The 16,519-nt window shown below is 72.4% G+C and carries 18 protein-coding genes, 1 pseudogene and 1 riboswitch; of the genes and pseudogenes, 11 read left to right on the forward strand and 8 right to left on the reverse strand.

The window, feature by feature from the left end; all coding sequences use genetic code 11:
* Nucleotides 1-17: 17 nt before the first annotated feature.
* From GKE56_RS13490 to GKE56_RS13500, 3 genes are all read right to left on the reverse strand, one after another.
* Nucleotides 18-2,285 (reverse strand): hypothetical protein, encoded by a 2,268-nt coding sequence (locus tag GKE56_RS13490; RefSeq protein ID WP_230208971.1) that lies wholly within the window; start codon nucleotides 2,283-2,285, stop codon nucleotides 18-20.
* Between the two features lie 64 nt (nucleotides 2,286-2,349).
* Nucleotides 2,350-3,012 (reverse strand): peptidoglycan-binding protein, encoded by a 663-nt coding sequence (locus GKE56_RS13495; RefSeq protein ID WP_154684971.1) that lies wholly within the window; start codon nucleotides 3,010-3,012, stop codon nucleotides 2,350-2,352.
* A 120-nt stretch (nucleotides 3,013-3,132) separates the two neighbouring features.
* Nucleotides 3,133-3,633: an aminoacyl-tRNA deacylase gene (locus GKE56_RS13500; RefSeq protein ID WP_230208972.1), complete on the reverse strand. Its 501-nt coding sequence runs from the start codon at nucleotides 3,631-3,633 to the stop codon at nucleotides 3,133-3,135.
* A 175-nt stretch (nucleotides 3,634-3,808) separates the two neighbouring features.
* On the opposite strand from GKE56_RS13500, the pseudogene GKE56_RS13505 reads away from it, so the two are divergent.
* The 4 genes and pseudogenes from GKE56_RS13505 to hutI all read left to right on the forward strand — a co-directional run.
* Nucleotides 3,809-4,708: pseudogene (locus tag GKE56_RS13505) on the forward strand (allantoate amidohydrolase); the annotation flags it as partial.
* A gap of 170 nt (nucleotides 4,709-4,878) precedes the next feature.
* Nucleotides 4,879-5,004 carry a hypothetical protein gene (locus GKE56_RS18340; RefSeq protein WP_370518406.1) on the forward strand — a complete coding sequence of 42 codons (126 nt, stop codon included), beginning with the start codon at nucleotides 4,879-4,881 and terminating at the stop codon, nucleotides 5,002-5,004.
* Nucleotides 5,001-6,326 carry a formimidoylglutamate deiminase gene (locus GKE56_RS13510; protein ID WP_154684973.1) on the forward strand — a complete coding sequence of 442 codons (1,326 nt, stop codon included), beginning with the start codon at nucleotides 5,001-5,003 and terminating at the stop codon, nucleotides 6,324-6,326. The genes GKE56_RS18340 and GKE56_RS13510 overlap by 4 nt, the downstream gene beginning before the upstream one ends.
* On the forward strand, nucleotides 6,323-7,525 hold the full coding sequence (gene hutI, locus GKE56_RS13515) for an imidazolonepropionase (protein ID WP_154684974.1): 1,203 nt from the start codon (nucleotides 6,323-6,325) through the stop codon (nucleotides 7,523-7,525). The genes GKE56_RS13510 and hutI overlap by 4 nt, the downstream gene beginning before the upstream one ends.
* Here hutI and GKE56_RS13520 read toward each other — a convergent pair.
* On the reverse strand, nucleotides 7,522-7,800 hold the full coding sequence (locus tag GKE56_RS13520; RefSeq protein ID WP_154684975.1) for a DUF4235 domain-containing protein: 279 nt from the start codon (nucleotides 7,798-7,800) through the stop codon (nucleotides 7,522-7,524). The two genes, hutI and GKE56_RS13520, sit on opposite strands and share 4 nt — an antisense overlap.
* 69 nt (nucleotides 7,801-7,869) lie before the next feature.
* Nucleotides 7,870-7,972: riboswitch (TPP riboswitch) on the forward strand.
* An 82-nt stretch (nucleotides 7,973-8,054) separates the two neighbouring features.
* Here GKE56_RS13520 and GKE56_RS13525 point away from each other — a divergent pair.
* Genes GKE56_RS13525 through GKE56_RS13535 form a run of 4 tightly spaced genes read left to right on the forward strand, consistent with a single transcriptional unit; the run spans nucleotide 8,055 to nucleotide 13,079 of the window.
* Nucleotides 8,055-8,720: an ECF transporter S component gene (locus GKE56_RS13525; RefSeq protein WP_154684976.1), complete on the forward strand. Its 666-nt coding sequence runs from the start codon at nucleotides 8,055-8,057 to the stop codon at nucleotides 8,718-8,720.
* Nucleotides 8,665-9,294, forward strand: a complete 630-nt coding sequence (locus GKE56_RS17940; RefSeq protein ID WP_304650401.1) for an ATP-binding cassette domain-containing protein — start codon at nucleotides 8,665-8,667, stop codon at nucleotides 9,292-9,294. Before GKE56_RS13525 ends, GKE56_RS17940 begins: the two co-directional genes overlap by 56 nt.
* Complete coding sequence (locus tag GKE56_RS13530) at nucleotides 9,204-10,949, forward strand: ATP-binding cassette domain-containing protein (protein ID WP_304650402.1); 1,746 nt, start codon at nucleotides 9,204-9,206, stop codon at nucleotides 10,947-10,949. The genes GKE56_RS17940 and GKE56_RS13530 overlap by 91 nt, the downstream gene beginning before the upstream one ends.
* 39 nt (nucleotides 10,950-10,988) lie before the next feature.
* Entirely contained in the window at nucleotides 10,989-13,079 is a 2,091-nt protein-coding gene (locus GKE56_RS13535; RefSeq protein WP_154684977.1) for an elongation factor G-like protein EF-G2, read from the forward strand.
* Nucleotides 13,080-13,427: 348 nt separating this feature from the next.
* Here the strand turns inward: GKE56_RS13535 and GKE56_RS17625 are convergent, their stop codons facing one another.
* Nucleotides 13,428-13,664 (reverse strand): hypothetical protein, encoded by a 237-nt coding sequence (locus GKE56_RS17625; protein WP_230208973.1) that lies wholly within the window; start codon nucleotides 13,662-13,664, stop codon nucleotides 13,428-13,430.
* Between GKE56_RS17625 and GKE56_RS13540 the strand changes: the two genes are divergently transcribed.
* The 3 genes from GKE56_RS13540 to GKE56_RS13550 are packed head-to-tail and all read left to right on the forward strand — an operon-like array spanning nucleotide 13,560 to nucleotide 15,144.
* Nucleotides 13,560-14,360 carry an alkane 1-monooxygenase gene (locus tag GKE56_RS13540; RefSeq protein WP_230209338.1) on the forward strand — a complete coding sequence of 267 codons (801 nt, stop codon included), beginning with the start codon at nucleotides 13,560-13,562 and terminating at the stop codon, nucleotides 14,358-14,360. The two genes, GKE56_RS17625 and GKE56_RS13540, sit on opposite strands and share 105 nt — an antisense overlap.
* Nucleotides 14,357-14,545: a rubredoxin gene (locus GKE56_RS13545; protein WP_154684978.1), complete on the forward strand. Its 189-nt coding sequence runs from the start codon at nucleotides 14,357-14,359 to the stop codon at nucleotides 14,543-14,545. The genes GKE56_RS13540 and GKE56_RS13545 overlap by 4 nt, the downstream gene beginning before the upstream one ends.
* Nucleotides 14,542-15,144: a TetR/AcrR family transcriptional regulator gene (locus GKE56_RS13550; protein ID WP_154684979.1), complete on the forward strand. Its 603-nt coding sequence runs from the start codon at nucleotides 14,542-14,544 to the stop codon at nucleotides 15,142-15,144. Before GKE56_RS13545 ends, GKE56_RS13550 begins: the two co-directional genes overlap by 4 nt.
* A gap of 12 nt (nucleotides 15,145-15,156) precedes the next feature.
* Here GKE56_RS13550 and GKE56_RS13555 read toward each other — a convergent pair whose 3' ends face one another.
* From GKE56_RS13555 to GKE56_RS13565, 3 genes are all read right to left on the reverse strand, one after another.
* Nucleotides 15,157-15,486 (reverse strand): type II toxin-antitoxin system PemK/MazF family toxin, encoded by a 330-nt coding sequence (locus tag GKE56_RS13555; RefSeq protein WP_154684980.1) that lies wholly within the window; start codon nucleotides 15,484-15,486, stop codon nucleotides 15,157-15,159.
* Entirely contained in the window at nucleotides 15,483-15,731 is a 249-nt protein-coding gene (locus tag GKE56_RS13560) for an antitoxin MazE5 (protein WP_154684981.1), read from the reverse strand. Before GKE56_RS13560 ends, GKE56_RS13555 begins: the two co-directional genes overlap by 4 nt.
* Before the next feature lie 105 nt (nucleotides 15,732-15,836).
* Nucleotides 15,837-16,478, reverse strand: coding sequence for a DNA-3-methyladenine glycosylase (locus tag GKE56_RS13565; RefSeq protein WP_154684982.1), 642 nt, complete (start codon nucleotides 16,476-16,478; stop codon nucleotides 15,837-15,839).
* Nucleotides 16,479-16,519: the final 41 nt, after the last annotated feature.

Consider the following 16,519-nt stretch of genomic DNA (forward strand, 5'->3'; position numbering starts at 1 on the left):
TGGCCCGGCACCCTCCCTCAGGGCGTGGTGGTCGCGGTCGCCGTCGGGGTGGGATCGACGGCCGTCGTCGGTGACGCATCGACCGTCGGGCTCGGCACCGGTCCCGACTGACCTGCTCCCGTGGTCCCGCCGGCCGGCGCGGTCGCCGGAGCGGGCGCCCCGGTGGCGTTGGCGGTCGGTGAGGACGAGACCGCGCCAGGGCTCCCGGGGGTCGGGGACGCCGACGCGCCATCCGTCGGACCCGGGCCGGGCGTCGCCCCCGGAGAGGTGGCCGCGGCCGTGACGATCGTGGTGATCTGCTCCTGGTACGCGAGCAGCTGGGTGCGGATCTGGTCCAGCGGCACGTCACGGAGGTGCGCGGCATACGCCGTGATCTGTTGCCACAGGGCGTCCAGCCGCGCGCGGGCGTCACTGCTCAGCTCACCGGGCACCGTCAGCACCAGCTGCTGGGCGAGGGCGTAGGTCACGCACTTCATGCACGAGTAGTTCACCGCTCCGGAGAGGTTCTGGGGGATCGCCACGTTGGCATGACCGACGATGAGGACGACCTGGAAGGCCACCGCGACGGTCTGGCAGCTCGTGCAGCTGGCGAAGGCGTACGCCTCGTTGCGGTTGGTCACGCTGGGGCCGTCGGCCCAGACCAGGGCGAACGCCACGTCATACAGGGACGAGCCGTTGGTCGTGTTGACCGCGAGCGCCTGGGTGTCACCTGCCCCCGGAGCGCTCGGTCGGTTGAAGGGGAAGACCCATGCCGGGCGTGAGCCCGTGGTGCCACCGGAGCCCTTGGGGACGAGCACCAGGGCGAGCTCGGGGTGGTCCTTGGTGGGCGGAGCGGTGGCCGATGCCCAGACGGTGTGTGGCGCCGACGCGATCTGACCGTCTCGCAGCTGAGGGTTGCCGATCCCGGCCGCCGGGATGCTGTCGAGCACCGTGCCTCGCTCGAACGGCTGGACGGGCCGGTAGCGGTTGGCGTCCGGCCACCAGGCCCACGCGAGGCCGGCGACCAGCGCGGCCGCCAGTACCCCTGCGACGGCTCGGCGACCCGGCCGACCCTGTGTGCGCTTCCAGGTCGTCGTGGTCAGCTGTCGCACCAGACGGGCGAGGATGAGCAGCGTCCCGAGGATGGGCAGGGCGACCGCGACCACTGCCAGCAGCCGCACGGCCACCCCGGTGGCATCGCCGCCGGACCAGTCGACGGACAGGTCGTGCGCCTGGGCCTGCACGCTGTGCCAGGCACTGCCCAACACTCGCGGAAGGGCAAGGACCATGAGCGCCAGGGTGAACAGCATCAGCGGGACGATGAGCAGCACCCAGGTCGTCACCACCGCGCGCGCCCACGGCTTGAGCTCGGCGGCTCGGGGCTCGGTCGGTCGGCCCGGGACCAGGCTGCGCAGCGTCGGGCCGATGCGCGCATAGAGATCAGGCACCCCGGTCAGGTCGGCCAGGGTGTGGTAGCCGTCGAACCGCACCATGGGCGCGAGCTGGCGCACCATCTGGAGCAGCTGGGCGGCGAGGATGAGGAGCAGGGCGTCCCACCGGGTGGCGAACCAGACGGCATACATCGCCACGCCCATCAGGGCGTTGAAGTAGAGACCGCCCAGGTCGACGCGCAGTCGGCCGGGCCGCCCCAGGCGGTAGCTGTCGGTGACGTCGGTGTAGAACGCCGGCCACACGAGGTACAGCCCCATGCCCATCGCACCCGGCGTGGCGCCACCGTAGCGACAGGCCGACGCGTGGCCGAACTCGTGGAAGCCCGCCGAGAAGACGGTGATGGCGAAGACCACGAGCAACAGCAGCGGCTGGTCGAACGCCTGGTACGTCGCTGACCCCAGCCCCTTGGTGAACAGCAGCCAGGCCGAGATCACCAGGAACGCCGCGACGATGACCGCCACCAGGACGGGTGCGAAGAGCCGCGCAAACGGTGCGGTGATGCGGCGGGTGACCGCGGCGTCGGAGACGACCCAGCGCAGCCGCAGAGCGAGCAACGGGTTCGACTTCTGCACCTGCGGCTCGGAGCCGTCGGCGGCGCGCAACAGCCCCAGGGGGCGCAGCCTGGCTTCGGCGAGCTGCTGGACATCGGCAGCCGCGACCTGCCGACCGTATGCCGCGCTGGTCACCTCGGCGATCTGCGCGTACGTGCGGCGTCCGTCGATGGCCTCGAGGACGAGGTAGAGCAACCTGGTCAGCTGGACCGTCTGCCCGTTCGGGCGCTGGACCAGGGCAGGGGGCGTCCGGTAGCCGGATCCCCGCATCTCTCCGAGCAGGACAAGGCCGGAGGCAGGCACGGGCACACCGCGCACTGCCTCCGACGTGTCAGGTGACGACGACGTCAGGCTCACCCAGCGCCGACTACTGGTTGATCTGTGACGTCTGGTCGGCGGTGGCCTGGGCGGTGCCGTCGAGGTGCTGGGTGATGGAGCCGTGCTGGTCGGCGATGGCGGTCGCATCGGACGCGACCGAGCCGATGTTGGCGGACACCGAGGCGTCGATCGGAGCCGCGACGTTGGCGTTGGCTGCGACCGCCCCGTCGATCGGCGCGGCGAGCTTGGCGTCGGCGGCCACGTTGACGTCCACCTTGAGCAGATCGCCGCTGAGCGCCGAGGTCGGCGTCGCGGGCGTCGCGGTGGTGTCGGGCACCGGCGCCGGGGCGGGCGCGGGCGTGGTGGTGCCGGTCGTGCTGCCCGTCGTCGTGCCGGTCTGGTCGATCCCGCTGTGCTGCGGCGCGTGGGCGACGGCGGAGCCGGTCAGGCCCTGGTCGATGCTGACGTCCTGGTGGGCCAGTGAGGCGTCCGTCGAACCCACCGACAGGATGTTCGCCCCGACTGCGGCGTCGATCGGCGCCGCGACGTTGGCGTTCGCGGCGACGGCGAGGTCCACCGGGGCCGCGACGTCGAGCGCGAGGTTGAGGTCGGCGTTGAGGTCCAGCAGCGACATCACTTCCTTGTCAGGGAGGGCGCTACCCCCCTCGGCGGCCAGTTCCTCGGCGGACAGTGGCTGGTCTGCGGCGCTCATCTTCACTCCGTCTCCGGCACGCCCTGCGTGCCCCCTGCAATGGCCGTGCACGGCTTTGCCGCCATGCACCTGGTTTGCGGGGTGCCTACCCAGATCGAGGCCGCGCAAACCCGCGGAACGTCAGCGGGGATCAGTCACGTCCGCGACGTCGGCGGCGAGGGCGCGCACGACCTCATCGGCGTATGCCGTGGCGGCAACACCGTGCGCGCCCGCTCCGATGGAGATGGTGCGACCCGTGAGGGTCGTGTCAGCAACCACCGGCCACGCGGTCAGCGACCCGAACGGCGTGATGGTGCCCCGCTCGTAGCCCGTGACGTCTCGGGCCGTCGCAGCGTCAGGCATGGAGAGCCGGTTGACCCCCAGGTGAGCCCGCAGCTTGGGCCAGGAGATCTCGCGGTCACCCGGCACGAGCACGAACAGGTAGTCGTCCTCCGCCCGGCGCACGACGAGGGTCTTGACGATGTCTGCGGGTGTGACCCCGCGCGCGGCGGCGGCCTCCTCGAGGGACCCGACCCGGCCGTGCCGGGTCAAGGTGTGCTCGATACCGCTGGCGAGCAGGGCGGTGGCGGCCCGTTGCTCGCCGGCCTCGGCCGCTGCCGCTGCTGGCTCTGACTCGCTCACCTTGGTCACCCTAAACCCCACCCCTGGACCGGGCACTGGGCCTGGTCCAGGCATACGCAGTCTGGAATCCGAGACGAATTGGGGCGCGACCCGGCCCCGCAGTCCACGCACTGGTGTGGAATGGTCTGGTGGTTCCGCAATGAGTCGCAGAGAGGGCACCGTGAGCTTCGAGTCGATGTGGGCTGACCTCGAGCCCGTCGGACGCACTCCCCAGACCGGCGGCTACCGACGGTTCGCGTGGACCCGTGCGGACCACGACCTGCGCGAGTGGTTTGCCGCCGAGTGCGCCGAGCGGGGCCTCGACCTCACGGAGGACCGCATGGGCAACCAGTGGGCGTGGTGGGGCGACCCCGACGAGGCGGTCCGGCGGGGCGACAAGGGCGTCGTCACCGGGTCCCACCTCGACAGCGTCCCCGACGGGGGTGCCTTCGACGGACCACTCGGCGTCGTCAGCGCCCTCGCCGCGCTCGACGTCTTGCGCGACAAGGGGTTTGCCCCCGTCCGCCCGGTCGGAATCGTCAACTTCGTCGACGAGGAGGGTGCGCGGTTCGGGGTCGCCTGTGCGGGTTCGCGCGTCATCACCGGCGCCATGACCGCCCGGCGCGCGCGCAGCCTCACCGACGCCGACGGCGTCTCCATGGCCGAGGCGCTCACCGCCGCAGGGCGCGATCCCCACCACCTCGGTCGCGACGACGAGACCGTCGGCCGGATCGGTGCGTTCGTCGAGCTGCACGTCGAGCAGGGCCGCGGCCTCATCGACCTCGATCACCCGGTCGCCGTCGGCTCCGAGATCTGGCCCCACGGCCGGTGGCGGATGGAGTTCACCGGCGAGGCCAACCACGCGGGCACCACGCGTCTCGAGGACCGCCAGGACGCCATGCTCGGGTATGCCGGCGCCGTGCTGGCCGCCCGCGAGGCCGCCATCACGCACGGCTGCGTGGCAACGGTCGGCAAGGTCGAGGTCGTGCCGGGCGGGGTCAACGCGATCCCCAGCGCCGTCACGGGGTGGCTCGACGCGCGAGGCGCCAGCCCCCGGGCGGTCCGCCGCGCGGTCGCCGACATCGCGGCCATGGTCGAGCAGTCCGGCGGCCACATCGTCGAGGAGTCCTGGACGCCCTCCACCGCCTTCGACGAGCCCCCTGTCCGCCCGCCTCCAGACCCGGCTCGGCGGCATACCGGTGCTGGGCACGGGTGCGGGCCACGACGCCGGCATCCTCGCCAACGCGGGGGTCCCGACCGCGATGCTTGTTCGTTCGCAACCCGACCGGGATCTCGCACTCGCCCGCTGAGCACGCGGAGCTGTCCGACTGCCTCGAGGGAGTCGCGGCGCTCGCGACGGTCCTCGAGGACCTTGCAGGTGAGGTGCGATGACGCACTACTGGGCCGAGCACGCCTGGCTGCCCGCGGGCCTCGCCCACGACGTGCGGTTCGAGGTCGTCGACGGCAGCTTCGGTGCGGTCCACGCCAAGGTGCGAGCCCAGCCCGGCGACGAGGTGCTGCGCGGCGTCGTGGTGCCCGGTTTCGCCAACGCCCACAGCCACGCCTTCCACCGCGCCCTGCGCGGTCGGACCCACGGCGACGGCGGGAACTTCTGGACCTGGCGCGAGCAGATGTATGCCGTGACTCGCCAGCTCGACCCCGACCGCTACTTCGCGCTCGCGCGCGCCGTCTACGCCGAGATGGCGTTGGCGGGCATCACGGCCGTGGGCGAGTTCCATTACGTCCACCACGACCGGGACGGCCGTCCCTACGCCGATCCCAATGCCATGGGGCACGCGCTGATCGAGGCCGCGCGCGAGGCCGGGGTGCGGCTGACCCTGCTCGACACGTGCTACCTCAGCGGGGGTCTGAGCGGCGACGGCCACCTGCCCCTCGACGACGTCCAGCGCCGGTTCGCCGACCACGACGTCGATGCCTGGGCGGCCCGGGTCGCCTCGCTCGCCCCGGACGCCACGACCCGCATCGGCGCCGCGGTCCACTCGGTGCGCGCCGTGCCGCGTGAGCAGCTGACACCCATGGCCGAGGTCACCCGGGGGCGAGTGGTCCACGCCCACGTCAGCGAGCAGCCTGCCGAGAACCTCGCGACCCAGATGTTCTACGGCGCGACCCCGACCGAGCTGCTGGCCGAGGCCGGGCTCGTGAACGAGCGGTTCAGCGCCGTCCACGCCACCCACCTCAGTGACGGCGACATCGCGCTGCTCGGCGACGCCCGGGCCACGGCCTGCTTCTGCCCGACCACCGAGCGCGACCTCGCTGACGGCATCGGCCCCGCCCGCGCGCTGGCCGAGGCCGGCGCACGCCTCTCGCTCGGGTCCGACCAGCACGCCGTGATCGACCCGTTCGAGGAGCTGCGCGGTCTCGAGATGCACGAGCGCCTCCTCAGCAACGAGCGCGGCCGGTTCAGCCCCGATGAGCTGCTCGAGGCGGCCACGGTGGAGGGCTACCGCAGCCTCGGCTGGTCCGACGCCGGCCGCATCGTCGAGGGGCAGGTCGCCGACTTCGTCGTCGTGCGAGCCGACACCGTCAACACCATGGGCACCAAGCCCGGTCAGATCCTCTACTGCGCGACCAGGGCCGATGTCGACCGCGTCGTCGTGGGGGGTCGGCCGGTCGTCGATGGCGCCCATCACCAGCTCGGTGACGTCGCCGAGCTGCTCGCCAAGGCCCTCGCCGACGTCCGGGAACACCAGTGAGCAGCACCGTCGTCACCGCCATCGGCGAGCTCGTGACCTGCGACGACTCCACCCCTGACCGGCTCGGCATCCGTCGGGATGCCGCGGTCGTCGTCGAGGACGGGTCTGTCGTGTGGATCGGTCCGGCCTCGCGTGCACCCGCCGCCGACCACAGCATCGACGTCGGCGGGCGCGCGGTGCTGCCCGGCTTCGTCGACTCCCACGCCCACCTCGTGTTCGCCGGCGACCGGGGCGAGGAGTTCGCCGCGCGCATGGCGGGTCGCCCCTATGACGGCGGCGGGATCGGGGTGTCGGTCGCGGCAACCCGAGCCGCCGACGACGACGTCCTGCGGGTCCTGCTCGCCGAGCGCGTCGCCGAGATGCGCGCCCAGGGCACCACCACGATCGAGATCAAGAGCGGTTACGGGCTGACCGTGGAGGACGAGGCGCGGGCGCTGCGCCTGGCCAGCGAGGTCACCACCGAGACGACGTTTCTCGGCGCGCACGTGGTGCCCAGCGAGTATGCCGGCGACCGCGCGGCATACCTCGAGCTGGTCACCGGGCCGATGCTCGAGGCGGCCCGTCCCCATGCGCTGTGGATCGACGTGTTCTGCGAGCCGGCGTCGGCCCACGCGTTCACCGGCGAGGAGGCACGGGTCGTGCTGGAGGCGGGTCGGGCCGCGGGCCTGGGCCTGCGCGTCCACGGCAACCAGCTGGGCCACGGGCCAGGAGTGCAGCTCGCCGTCGAGCTCGGGGCAGCCAGCGTCGACCACTGCACCTACCTCTCCGACGCCGATGTGACCGCTCTCGCCGACGCCTCCGACGCCACCGTCGCCACCTTGCTGCCGGGGGTGGAGTTCTCGACGCGGTCGCCGTACCCCGACGCGGCGGGGCTCCTGCGCGCGGGGGTCTCGATCGCGCTCGCCACCGACTGCAACCCCGGCACCTGCTACTCCTCGTCGATGCCGTTCGTCATCGCCCTCGCCGTCCGCGAGATGGGCCTCACGCCCGCGCAAGCGGTGTATGCCGCGACCGCCGGATCGGCGAAGTCGTTGCGGCGCACCGACATCGGGCGACTGGTCGTCGGGTCCCGCGCAGACCTGGCCGTGCTCGATGCGCCGTCGTACGTCCACCTGTCCTACCGCGCTGGCGTACCGATCGCCCGTGCCCTCGACCTCGAGCCGCGAGGTTCCTGGAGCATGGGTTCCGCGAAGTCCTAGGCGTCGCCCTGCTGCATGGCCTTGGGCAGGTGTCCCGCCGACTTCTGGTAGTACTCGGCCGCCTTGCGGGTGGTGATGGTCCGGGCCGCGCCCACGGCGAGCCCGGTGAGCGCTGCGAACAAGACTGCGTCGAGCCACGGGGTGCGCGGGTCCCTCGGGTCGACTACCGCGTCGCGACCGGCCTTCTTCCAGATCTGCGTCACGACCTTGTTGGCGATGATCCCCGCCAGGACCGCCGATCCCGTGCCCATCACCCGCCACACGAGTGCGCCCATGGTTGTCACCTCTCAGAAGTCGCCCTGCCTGTCGCCTCCACCCTGCCACAGGCTGGAGTAGTCTTCGACGCGTCACGACAGGGGAGCGCGCGAGCGCTGAGAGTGCGGGCAACCGCAGACCCTCACACCTGATCCGGTTCGCACCGGCGTAGGGAGTCGAGTTCTCAGGCACCTGTCGGGCGGCCGCGCCCCGGTGCGATCTCCCGACTGGTGTCTCCCCGAGGTATCCACCGGATTCCACGGGAGAAGGAAACATGAGCACCACCAACACCCCGGCCACCTCGGCCGACCCTGCTGCCGCGCCTCGACGCCGCAGTATCCGAGCGTCCAGCCCACTCCTGGGCTGGCGCACCGTCGACCTGCTGACCGTCGCCTTCCTCGGCGCCGCGTTCGGCATCGCCTACTGGGGCTGGGGGCTCGCCTACCTGGCGCCCGCCACCGCCCTGGGCAACCTCTTTCCGCCGCTGCAGGGTCTCACCGGCGGCCCGTGGCTGATGGCCGGCGTCGTCGGTGGCCTGGTCATCCGGCGCCCCGGCGCAGCCCTCCTGTGCGAGGTGATCGCGGCCCTCGTCGAGATGCTTCCCGGCAGCCAGTGGGGGTTCACCGCCCTCATCTCCGGCATCCTGCAGGGGCTCGGCGCCGAGCTCGCCTTCGTCGTGCTGGGCTATGGAGCGTTCGGCATCGGCGCGGCGCTGCTCGCGGGCGCCCTGTCGGCGCCCTTCGAGGCGGTCTACGAGTGGTTCGTTTACTGGACCGACTGGGGCATGGCCTACAAGCTCGTCTACGGCGTGATCCTCACGATCTCGGGCGCGCTCGTCGCGGGCGGCCTCGGCTGGGCGCTCACCACCGCCCTCGCCAAGGCTGGTGCGCTCGGCGCGTTCCCACCCGGCCAGGAAGCCAGGGAGTCCCGCGCTGTCTGAGGGCCCGGGCCACGTCGAGGTCCGGGGCCTGACCTGGCGGCCGTTCGGTCGCCTCGACCCGGTCATCCCGGGCCTCGACCTCGACCTCCCGGCAGGCCAGCGGGTGCTGCTCGTCGGGCCCAGCGGCTCCGGCAAGTCCACGCTGCTGCGTGGGCTCGCCGGAGTCCTCGAGGTCGCTGATGCGGGCGAGCGCAGCGGCACCGTGCTCGTCGACGGGGCCGAGCCCGGCTCGCGGGCCGGGACCGTTGGCCTGGTCCTCCAGGAGCCCGGGGCAGGCATCGTCTCGGCCACCATCGGGCGCGACGTGGCCTTCGGCCTCGAGAACCTCGGTATGCCGCGTGCCGCCATGCCCGCGCGGGTCGCCGCCGCCCTCGCGGCGGTGCGGCTCACCATGCCCCAGGACACCCCGACCCACACCCTCTCCGGGGAGAGCAGCAGCGCCTCGCGCTCGCGGGAGCACTCGCGCTCGAACCCACACTGCTCTTGCTGGACGAGCCCACGGCCATGCTCGACCCCGACAACGCGGCCTCCGTCCGGGCCAGCGTCGAGGAGGTCGTGCGCGCTCGCGGCCTGACGACGGTGGTCGTCGAGCACCGGCTCGGGCCGTGGGTGGACTTCGCAGACCGCCTCGTCGTGCTCGACCGCACGGGCCGAGTGGTCGCGGACGGCGACCCCGACTGCGTGCTGCGCGAACGCGGTGAGGCGCTGGCCGCCCAGGGCATCTGGGTGCCTGGATGCCCCGATCCGCAGCCGCGCGGCATACCGGCGGCCACCTTCGGTCCTGGACGGCTCGGCGCCAATGTCGTGGCCCTGGACGCCGCGGGCGTCACGGTCGAGCGCGCGGTCCGACGCCTCGACGGCTCGGTTCGCCGCACGGTCGCGGTCGACGACCAGTGGTTCCAGGCGAGGGCGGGGCAGGTCCACGCGCTGGTGGGCCCCAGCGGGTCCGGGAAGTCCACCCTGCTGCTCGCACTGGCGGGTCTGCTCGACCACGAGGGTGGACCCGTGCGCGTCCACCCCGAGCTCGCGCCGCACGGGTCTCGTGAGCCGACGGCCTGGTCCAGTGTGGAGCTCGCCCGCGCGCTGGCCTGGGTGCCCCAGTGGGCCAGTGCCACGATCGTCGCGCGCACCGTGCTGGACGAGGCCATGACGACCTCGCGCGCCGTGGGGCTGGTCGAGTCCGAGTCGCTCGCCCGCGCCACCCTGCTGCTCGACGCTCTCGGCTTGAGCCACCTGCGCAGCGCCGATCCCCGGCACCTGTCGGGCGGCGAGCAGCGCCGGCTGGCGATGGCGGCAGCCGTCGTGCACCAGCCGAGCGTCCTGCTGGCCGACGAGGCGACCGTCGGCCAGGACCGGTTGACGTGGGCGGCCGTGATGGGTGTCGTCGAGGCCCTGCGTGATGCCGGGTCGGCCGTCGTCCTCACCACCCACGATGACGCCGTGGTCGCGCGCGCCGACCGCGTCACGCCGGTGACCCGCCCGACCCAGCCACCGCAGCCGCCCGCGCCGCGCCGCCCCCTCGTCGCGCGGTGCGGTCCGCTCTCGCTGTTCGCTGCCGCTGGCCTGGCGATCCCCGCCGGCGTCGTCTCCCCGCACTGGCGCACGAGCGTGGTCGTACTGGCCGTCGAGCTGGCCCTCAGCGTGCTCGGGCTCTGGGCCCCCGGATCCGGACCCGCGCCCCCCGGTCGGCTCCGCGCCGTGGCCGTGCGGCTGGCGCCCGGTCTGCTCGCCGCGGGATCCGTGGCGTGGTCGACGTGGCTGCTGGGCACGCGAGATCTCGCCCTGGCCGCGACCGGTGGACTGCGGGTGCTGATCATCGTGCTGCCGTCGGCGGTGCTGATCCAGCACGTCGACGCCGACGCCCTCGGCGACCACCTGGCCCAGCGGTTGCGCCTGCCCCCACGACCGGTGGTGGCCCTCGCCGCAGCGCTGCAGCGCATCCACATCTTCGGCGACCTCTGGTCCGAGATCGGCCGGGCCCGGCGGATCCGCGGGGTCGGCGCCACGCTGCGCTCGCCGAAGTCGGTGCTCTCTGAGCTCGCGGCCCTGACCGTCGGCATCCTGGTCCGCTCCCTGCAGTCGGCCGCGGAGCTCGCGGTGGCCATGGACGCCAGGGGCTTCGCGTCCGCCCAGCGGCGCTCGTGGGCCCAGCCGGCCCCGTGGCGTCGCGCCGACACGCTGCTGGTGGTGGCGGCGCTGCTGCCGTTGGCGGTCGCCCTGCGCGGTTGACCCCTTGTGCCGTCTCGCCTGCAAGAGCAAGGTGACCTCATGAACCGTCTCACCGAGGCTGAGGGGCCGGGATCGCCCGAGGAGATTCGCAACGTGGTGCTGGTGGGGGCCAGCGGGGGCGGCAAGACGGCCCTGTTCGAGACGATGGTGGCGGCCCGGATTCCGGGCCGCCGCTCTCGTGAAGGCGACAGTGCGTCGACCCTCGCCCTGACCGCCGCGGCCGTCCCGACCGGGGGACTCGTGGTCACCCTGCTCGACACCCCCGGGCACCCCGACTTCGTCGGTGAGGTGCGCGCCGGGCTGCGCGCCGCCGACGCCGCGCTGTTCGTCGTGTCCGCCGCCGACGGGGTGGACGAGGCCACCCGCCTGCTGTGGCGCGAGTGCGAGGTCCTCGGTATGCCGCGTGCCGTGGCCGTCACGCGGCTCGAGCAGGCACGGGCCGACTTCGAGGCGACCGCCGAGGCGTGTCGACGTGCGTTCGGCGACGCGCAGCCGCTCGCGCTGCCCCTGATGGAGGACGGGTCGGTGCGGGGCCTGCTCAACCTGCTGCGACGCACCGTGACCGAGTTCAGCGCCGGGGAGGGAGTCGACCGGGAGCCCACCGTCGACGAGGGTGAGCTCATCGACGCCCAGCGTGGGGAGCTCATCGAGTCGGTCATCGAGGAGTCCGAGGACGAGACCCTGCTCGAGCGCTACCTGGGCGGCCAGGAGGTCGACACCGACGCCGTTGCCCTGGACCTGCGGGCCGCCATCGCCACCGCCCGCTTCTTCCCCGTGCTCCCGACCCACGCCCCGTCAGGGGTAGGCGTCGAGGCCTTGCTCGAACTCTTCGAGAAGGGGTTCCCGTCGCCCGTGCACGCCCTGGTGCCGACGGTCTACACACCCGCGGGTGGTGACTTCGGGCCGGTCACCTGCGACCCCGACGGCCCCCTGGTCGCCGAGGTGGTCCGGACCGCGACCGACCCGTTCGTCGGGCGGCAGTCGCTGGTGCGGGTGTTCTCCGGCACGCTGCGCCCCGACGAGCCGGTGCACCTGTCCGGCCACCTGCAGCACTTCGCCGCCCACCTGGTCGAGGAGCACGCCGACCACGACACCGACGACGAACGGATCGGGCCGCTCGCCGCTCCGGTGGTCGAGGAGAGCCGACCGCTCTCTGCCGGGATCGCCGGCAGCATCGTGCTCGTGTCCAAGCTGGCCGGCGCCGAGACCTCCGACACCCTCTCGCGCAAGGACCGACCCGCCCTGGTCGAGCCGTGGCTGCTGCCCAACCCCCTGCTGCCGGTCGCCATCCACGCCCGCTCCAAGGGCGACGAGGACAAGCTCGCCTCGGCCCTGCAACGCCTGGTCGCCGAGGACGTCACCATGCGGCTCGAGCACAACGCCGAGACGCACCAGCTGGTGCTGTGGGCGATGGGCCCGGCGCACGTCGAGCACCTCATCTCGACCCTGGAGTCGCGCTACCACGTTCCGGTCGAGGTGGAGCCGATGCGGACCTCCCTGCGGGAGACCTTCGTGCGCCCGACGACGGTGCAGGGTCGGTTGGTCAAGCAGTCGGGGGGCCACGGTCAGTACGCGGTCTGCCAGCTCCAGATCGACCCGCTCGAGCGTGGCGCGGGCATCGAGTTCGTCGACAAGGTCGTGGGCGGCGCGGTTCCCCGCCAGTTCATCGCCTCGGTGGAGAAGGGTGCGCGGATCCAGCTGGAGAAGGGCGTCCTGGCCGGCTACCCGGTGGTCGACGTCCGGGTCACCCTGCTCGACGGCAAGGCCCACTCGGTCGACTCCTCCGACATGGCGTTCCAGACCGCTGCCGGCATGGCGTTGCGCGAGGCCGCGAACGACACCACGGTGTCGATGCTCGAACCGATCGACGAGGTGCGCATCGAGGTCTCTGACGACGCGGTCGGCGGGGTGCTGGCCGACCTGCGCGGGCGACGCGGCCAGGTGCACGGCACCGAGCCGTCCGAGCTCGGCGGTCGCACCGTGATCCACGCGGAGATCCCCGCCCACGAGCTGTCGCGGTATGCCGTCGACCTGCGCTCGGTGTCGCACGGCACCGGCACGTTCACGCGCCAGTTCGTGCGCTACGACTACATGCCCCCGGCGCTGGCCCGCGAGGTCACCGCGCAGTAGGCCGAGTGGAGGAATTTACAAACCAAGAGCTATTGTCAAATCCATGGACGATACCTACCATCGTGTCCATGAACGGTGACCGCACCCCGGCTGGCGACTCGACGGCATACGCACCGCAGTGGACGGACCCCAAGCGGCACCTGTGGGTGCTCGGACTGGTGATCCCGCTGCTCGGCCCCGTGGGCGGGCTGTGGGTGCACCTCACCGGGTGGGGGGTCTTCTGGTGGTTCGGGCCGATCTTCGTCTTCGGCGTCATCCCGGTGATCGACGTGCTCGTCGGCCGCGACGCCCAGAACCCGCCCGAGGAGCTGCTCGACTGGCTCGAGGAGGACCGGTTCTACCGCTGGATCACCTATCTCTTCCTCCCCCCTCCAGTACGGCACCCTGGTCTGGGGCTGCTGGGCGCTCACCCACCTGGGTCTCTCCACGGTCGACAAGATCGGCCTCGCCGTCACCCTCGGCTGTGTCGGCGGCATCGCCATCAACACCGCGCACGAGCTCGGGCACAAGCGCGAGGAGCACGAGCGGTGGTTCGCCCGCATCGCGCTCGCGCAGACCTTCTACGGCCACTTCTTCATCGAGCACAACCGCGGCCACCACGTTCGCGTCGCGACCCCCGAGGACCCCGCCAGCGCCCGGCTCGGCGAGACGGTCTACGAGTTCTGGCCGCGGACCGTCGTGGGCAGCCTGCGCAACGCGTGGCGCCTCGAGCGGGTTCGGCTGTCGCGCCGCGGCGGCACGCCCTGGACCCTGCGCAACGACATCCTCAACGCGTGGTCCTTCTCGGTGGTGCTCTGGGGTGCGCTGCTGGCCGCGTTCGGGTGGAACCTGTTGCCCTACCTGATGATCCAGGCAGTCATGGGCGTCCTGCTGCTCGAGACGGTCAACTACCTCGAGCACTACGGCATGCGGCGGCAGCGGGTCAACGGTGGGCGCTACGAGCGGGTCGACCCCAGCCACTCGTGGAACAGCAACAACCTCGCGACGAACGTCCTGCTCTACCACCTGCAACGGCACAGCGACCACCACGCCAACCCCACCCGTCGCTACCAGGCCCTGCGCGACTTCCCCGAGTCCCCGGTGCTGCCGACCGGGTATGCCGGGATGATCGTGCTCGCCCTCGTCCCGTGGGCGTGGCGCCGCGTCATGGACCCGCTCGTCCTGGCCCACTTCGAGGGCGACCTCACCCGTGCGAACCTCCACCCCCGCAACCGGGACCGCATGCTGCGCCGGTATGCCGGGTGGGCGCGCCCCGGTGGCTCTGACAGGCTGGCGGCGTGAGCGAGTTCCGGTGCCCGGGCTGCGGGTACGTCTACGACGAGACCGTCGGCAACGAGCGGGAGGGGTTCCCGCCTGGCACCCCGTGGGCGAGCGTTCCGGATGACTGGACCTGCCCGGACTGCGCGGTGCGCGACAAGGTCGACTTCGAGCCGGTGGCCGTGCCCGCGGACGCGGACTCGCGGTGAGTGCGGCCCGGTTCGCTGACCAGACGCGCGAGCGACTGCGGGCTCGGGTCCTGGACGCCACGGCGGAGCTGACGGTCGGTCGGGGCTGGGGATCGGTGACCATGTCGGCCGTCGCAGACCTCGTGGGCGTGAGCCGGCAGACGGTCTACAACGAGTTCGGCGGCAAACCGGCGCTGGGCGAGGCCCTCGTCATGCGCGAGCTCGAGTCGTTCCTCGAGCTCGTCACCGGCGAGCTGACGACGGGAGACGTGCTCGTCGACGCCGTCGGCCGGGCGGTGGAGTCGGTCATGCGCGCAGCCGCGGACAACCCGCTGCTCAAGGACGTGCTCGTCTCGGCGCAGGGTGGCAGCGCCTCGCTGCTGCCCCTGCTCACCACGGACTCCGAGCTGTTGCTTGCGCGCGCCAGTGCCGTGGTCGGCGCGGCCGTCGAGGTGCGGCCGGAGGCGGCCGAGTTCAGCGACGCGGAGGTCGCGCGGCTGGTGGAGATCGTCGTGCGACTGGTGCTGAGCCACGTGGTGCAGCCGACCTCGCCGCCCGAACGGGTCGCTGCCGAGGTGGCCTGGGTGGTCGAGCGGATCGTGGCTGCCGGTCCGGTCTAGAGACCCGGCGACTCAGAGAGCGCAACCGGTGGCGACCGCGAGTGCCGCGCAGGCCTGGCTCATGCGGGCTTCGGAGACGCGGCCGATCCGGTCGACGAGGAGCGCGACCGAAACGTTTTCGACGGCGTCCAGGCTGGCGACGCATGGTCGTGGGACCGGGTCGGTGCTTGGGTGCAGCTCGACCTCCGTGAGCAGGCCGCGAACGGTCGTGGTGCAGGGAGCAATGATCGCGCGTCGACGGCCTGTGATGGCTGCATCGCGGGAGAGGACCAGGGCCGGGCGACGCCCGACCTGAGGAAGCTCGCACCACCACACCTCGCCGCGCTGGGGAAGCGAGGTCACCGCGGGTCCGCCACCCGCAGGGCGTCGCTCCAGGACGCCAGGTCGCCCCAGGCGTCGGGCTCGTCGATCGGGTGTTCCGCGTATGCCTTGGCATACGCAGCATCGATCTCGGCGTCGCGATGCTGCGCCAGGTATGCCGTGAGCGCCGCCTCGAGCAGCGAAGCGTCGGTGTGCTTTCCGTGGACCGTGCGCGCCCGGTTCAGCAGCTCGGAGTCCACGGTCGTGCTCAGTCGTGCTTTGGCCATGCCACGATCATGCCACGATCATGCCATGGATGGCCGTGCCGGTCTCGTGGGTGGGATCGTCCGTGCGATGACCCGGAGGATCCCAGCCACGAGATGCCGTGGAACTCACGCCAGGAGGGATGCCGGCGTCTCGACCCGGCCGCGTCGGGTGAGGTAGCCGTGCCAGAGCAGTCGCGCGGCCGTGGACCGGTGGGGCCGCCACCGCTCGCCGAGTGCCTCGAGCTCGGTGGCGCTCGGCGCCGTCGCGAGTCCGAGTGCTTCGGCGACGGCCACCTGGAGGGCGCGGTCCCCGACCGGCCACAGATCCGGACGCCCGAGGCACGCCAGCAGGTAGACGTCCGCTGTCCACTGCCCGACGCCCGGCAGCGCGACCAGGGCCCGGCGCGCCGCCTCGTCGTCGAGGTCGGCGAGGGCGTCGAGGTCGAGGGTGCCGGTCACGATCGCGGTGGCCAGCGCGCGCAGGTAGCGGTCCTTCTGCCGCGATACCCCGTCGAGCCGCAGCTCCTCCGGTGTGGTCGCGAGCAGCGCGGCCGGTGTCATGGCGCCGATGCGCGCGACGACCTTGCCGTATGCCGCGGCCGCCGAGGCGAGCGACACCTGCTGCTCGAGGATGAGCAGGGCCAGGCTGGGGAACCCGGCGGGCCGCTGCCACAGGGTCGGTACCCCGCACCCGTCGACGAGCCGGGCCAGGTCGCCGTCACCTGCCACCAGCTCGGCGACGGTCGCGACAAACCCGGCCTCGTCCATGTCGGCGACGATATCCCGCAGGCAGTCCAGCAGATCGGGAA

This window comes from Nostocoides sp. HKS02 (assembly GCF_009707485.1).
Taxonomy (GTDB): Bacteria; Actinomycetota; Actinomycetes; order Actinomycetales; family Dermatophilaceae; genus Pedococcus.

Bases quoted from the DNA above. Each gene is read 5' to 3' on its own strand.
- GKE56_RS13495 (WP_154684971.1), bottom strand. From the start codon at position 3,012: ATGAGCGCCGCAGACCAGCCACTGTCCGCCGAGGAACTGGCCGCCGAG.
- GKE56_RS13510 (WP_154684973.1), top strand. From the start codon at position 5,001: ATGACGCACTACTGGGCCGAGCACGCCTGGCTGCCCGCGGGCCTCGCC.
- GKE56_RS13520 (WP_154684975.1), bottom strand. From the start codon at position 7,800: ATGGGCGCACTCGTGTGGCGGGTGATGGGCACGGGATCGGCGGTCCTG.
- GKE56_RS13525 (WP_154684976.1), top strand. From the start codon at position 8,055: ATGAGCACCACCAACACCCCGGCCACCTCGGCCGACCCTGCTGCCGCG.
- GKE56_RS13535 (WP_154684977.1), top strand. From the start codon at position 10,989: ATGAACCGTCTCACCGAGGCTGAGGGGCCGGGATCGCCCGAGGAGATT.
- GKE56_RS13560 (WP_154684981.1), bottom strand. From the start codon at position 15,731: ATGGCCAAAGCACGACTGAGCACGACCGTGGACTCCGAGCTGCTGAAC.
- GKE56_RS13565 (WP_154684982.1), bottom strand. From the start codon at position 16,478: ATGGACGAGGCCGGGTTTGTCGCGACCGTCGCCGAGCTGGTGGCAGGT.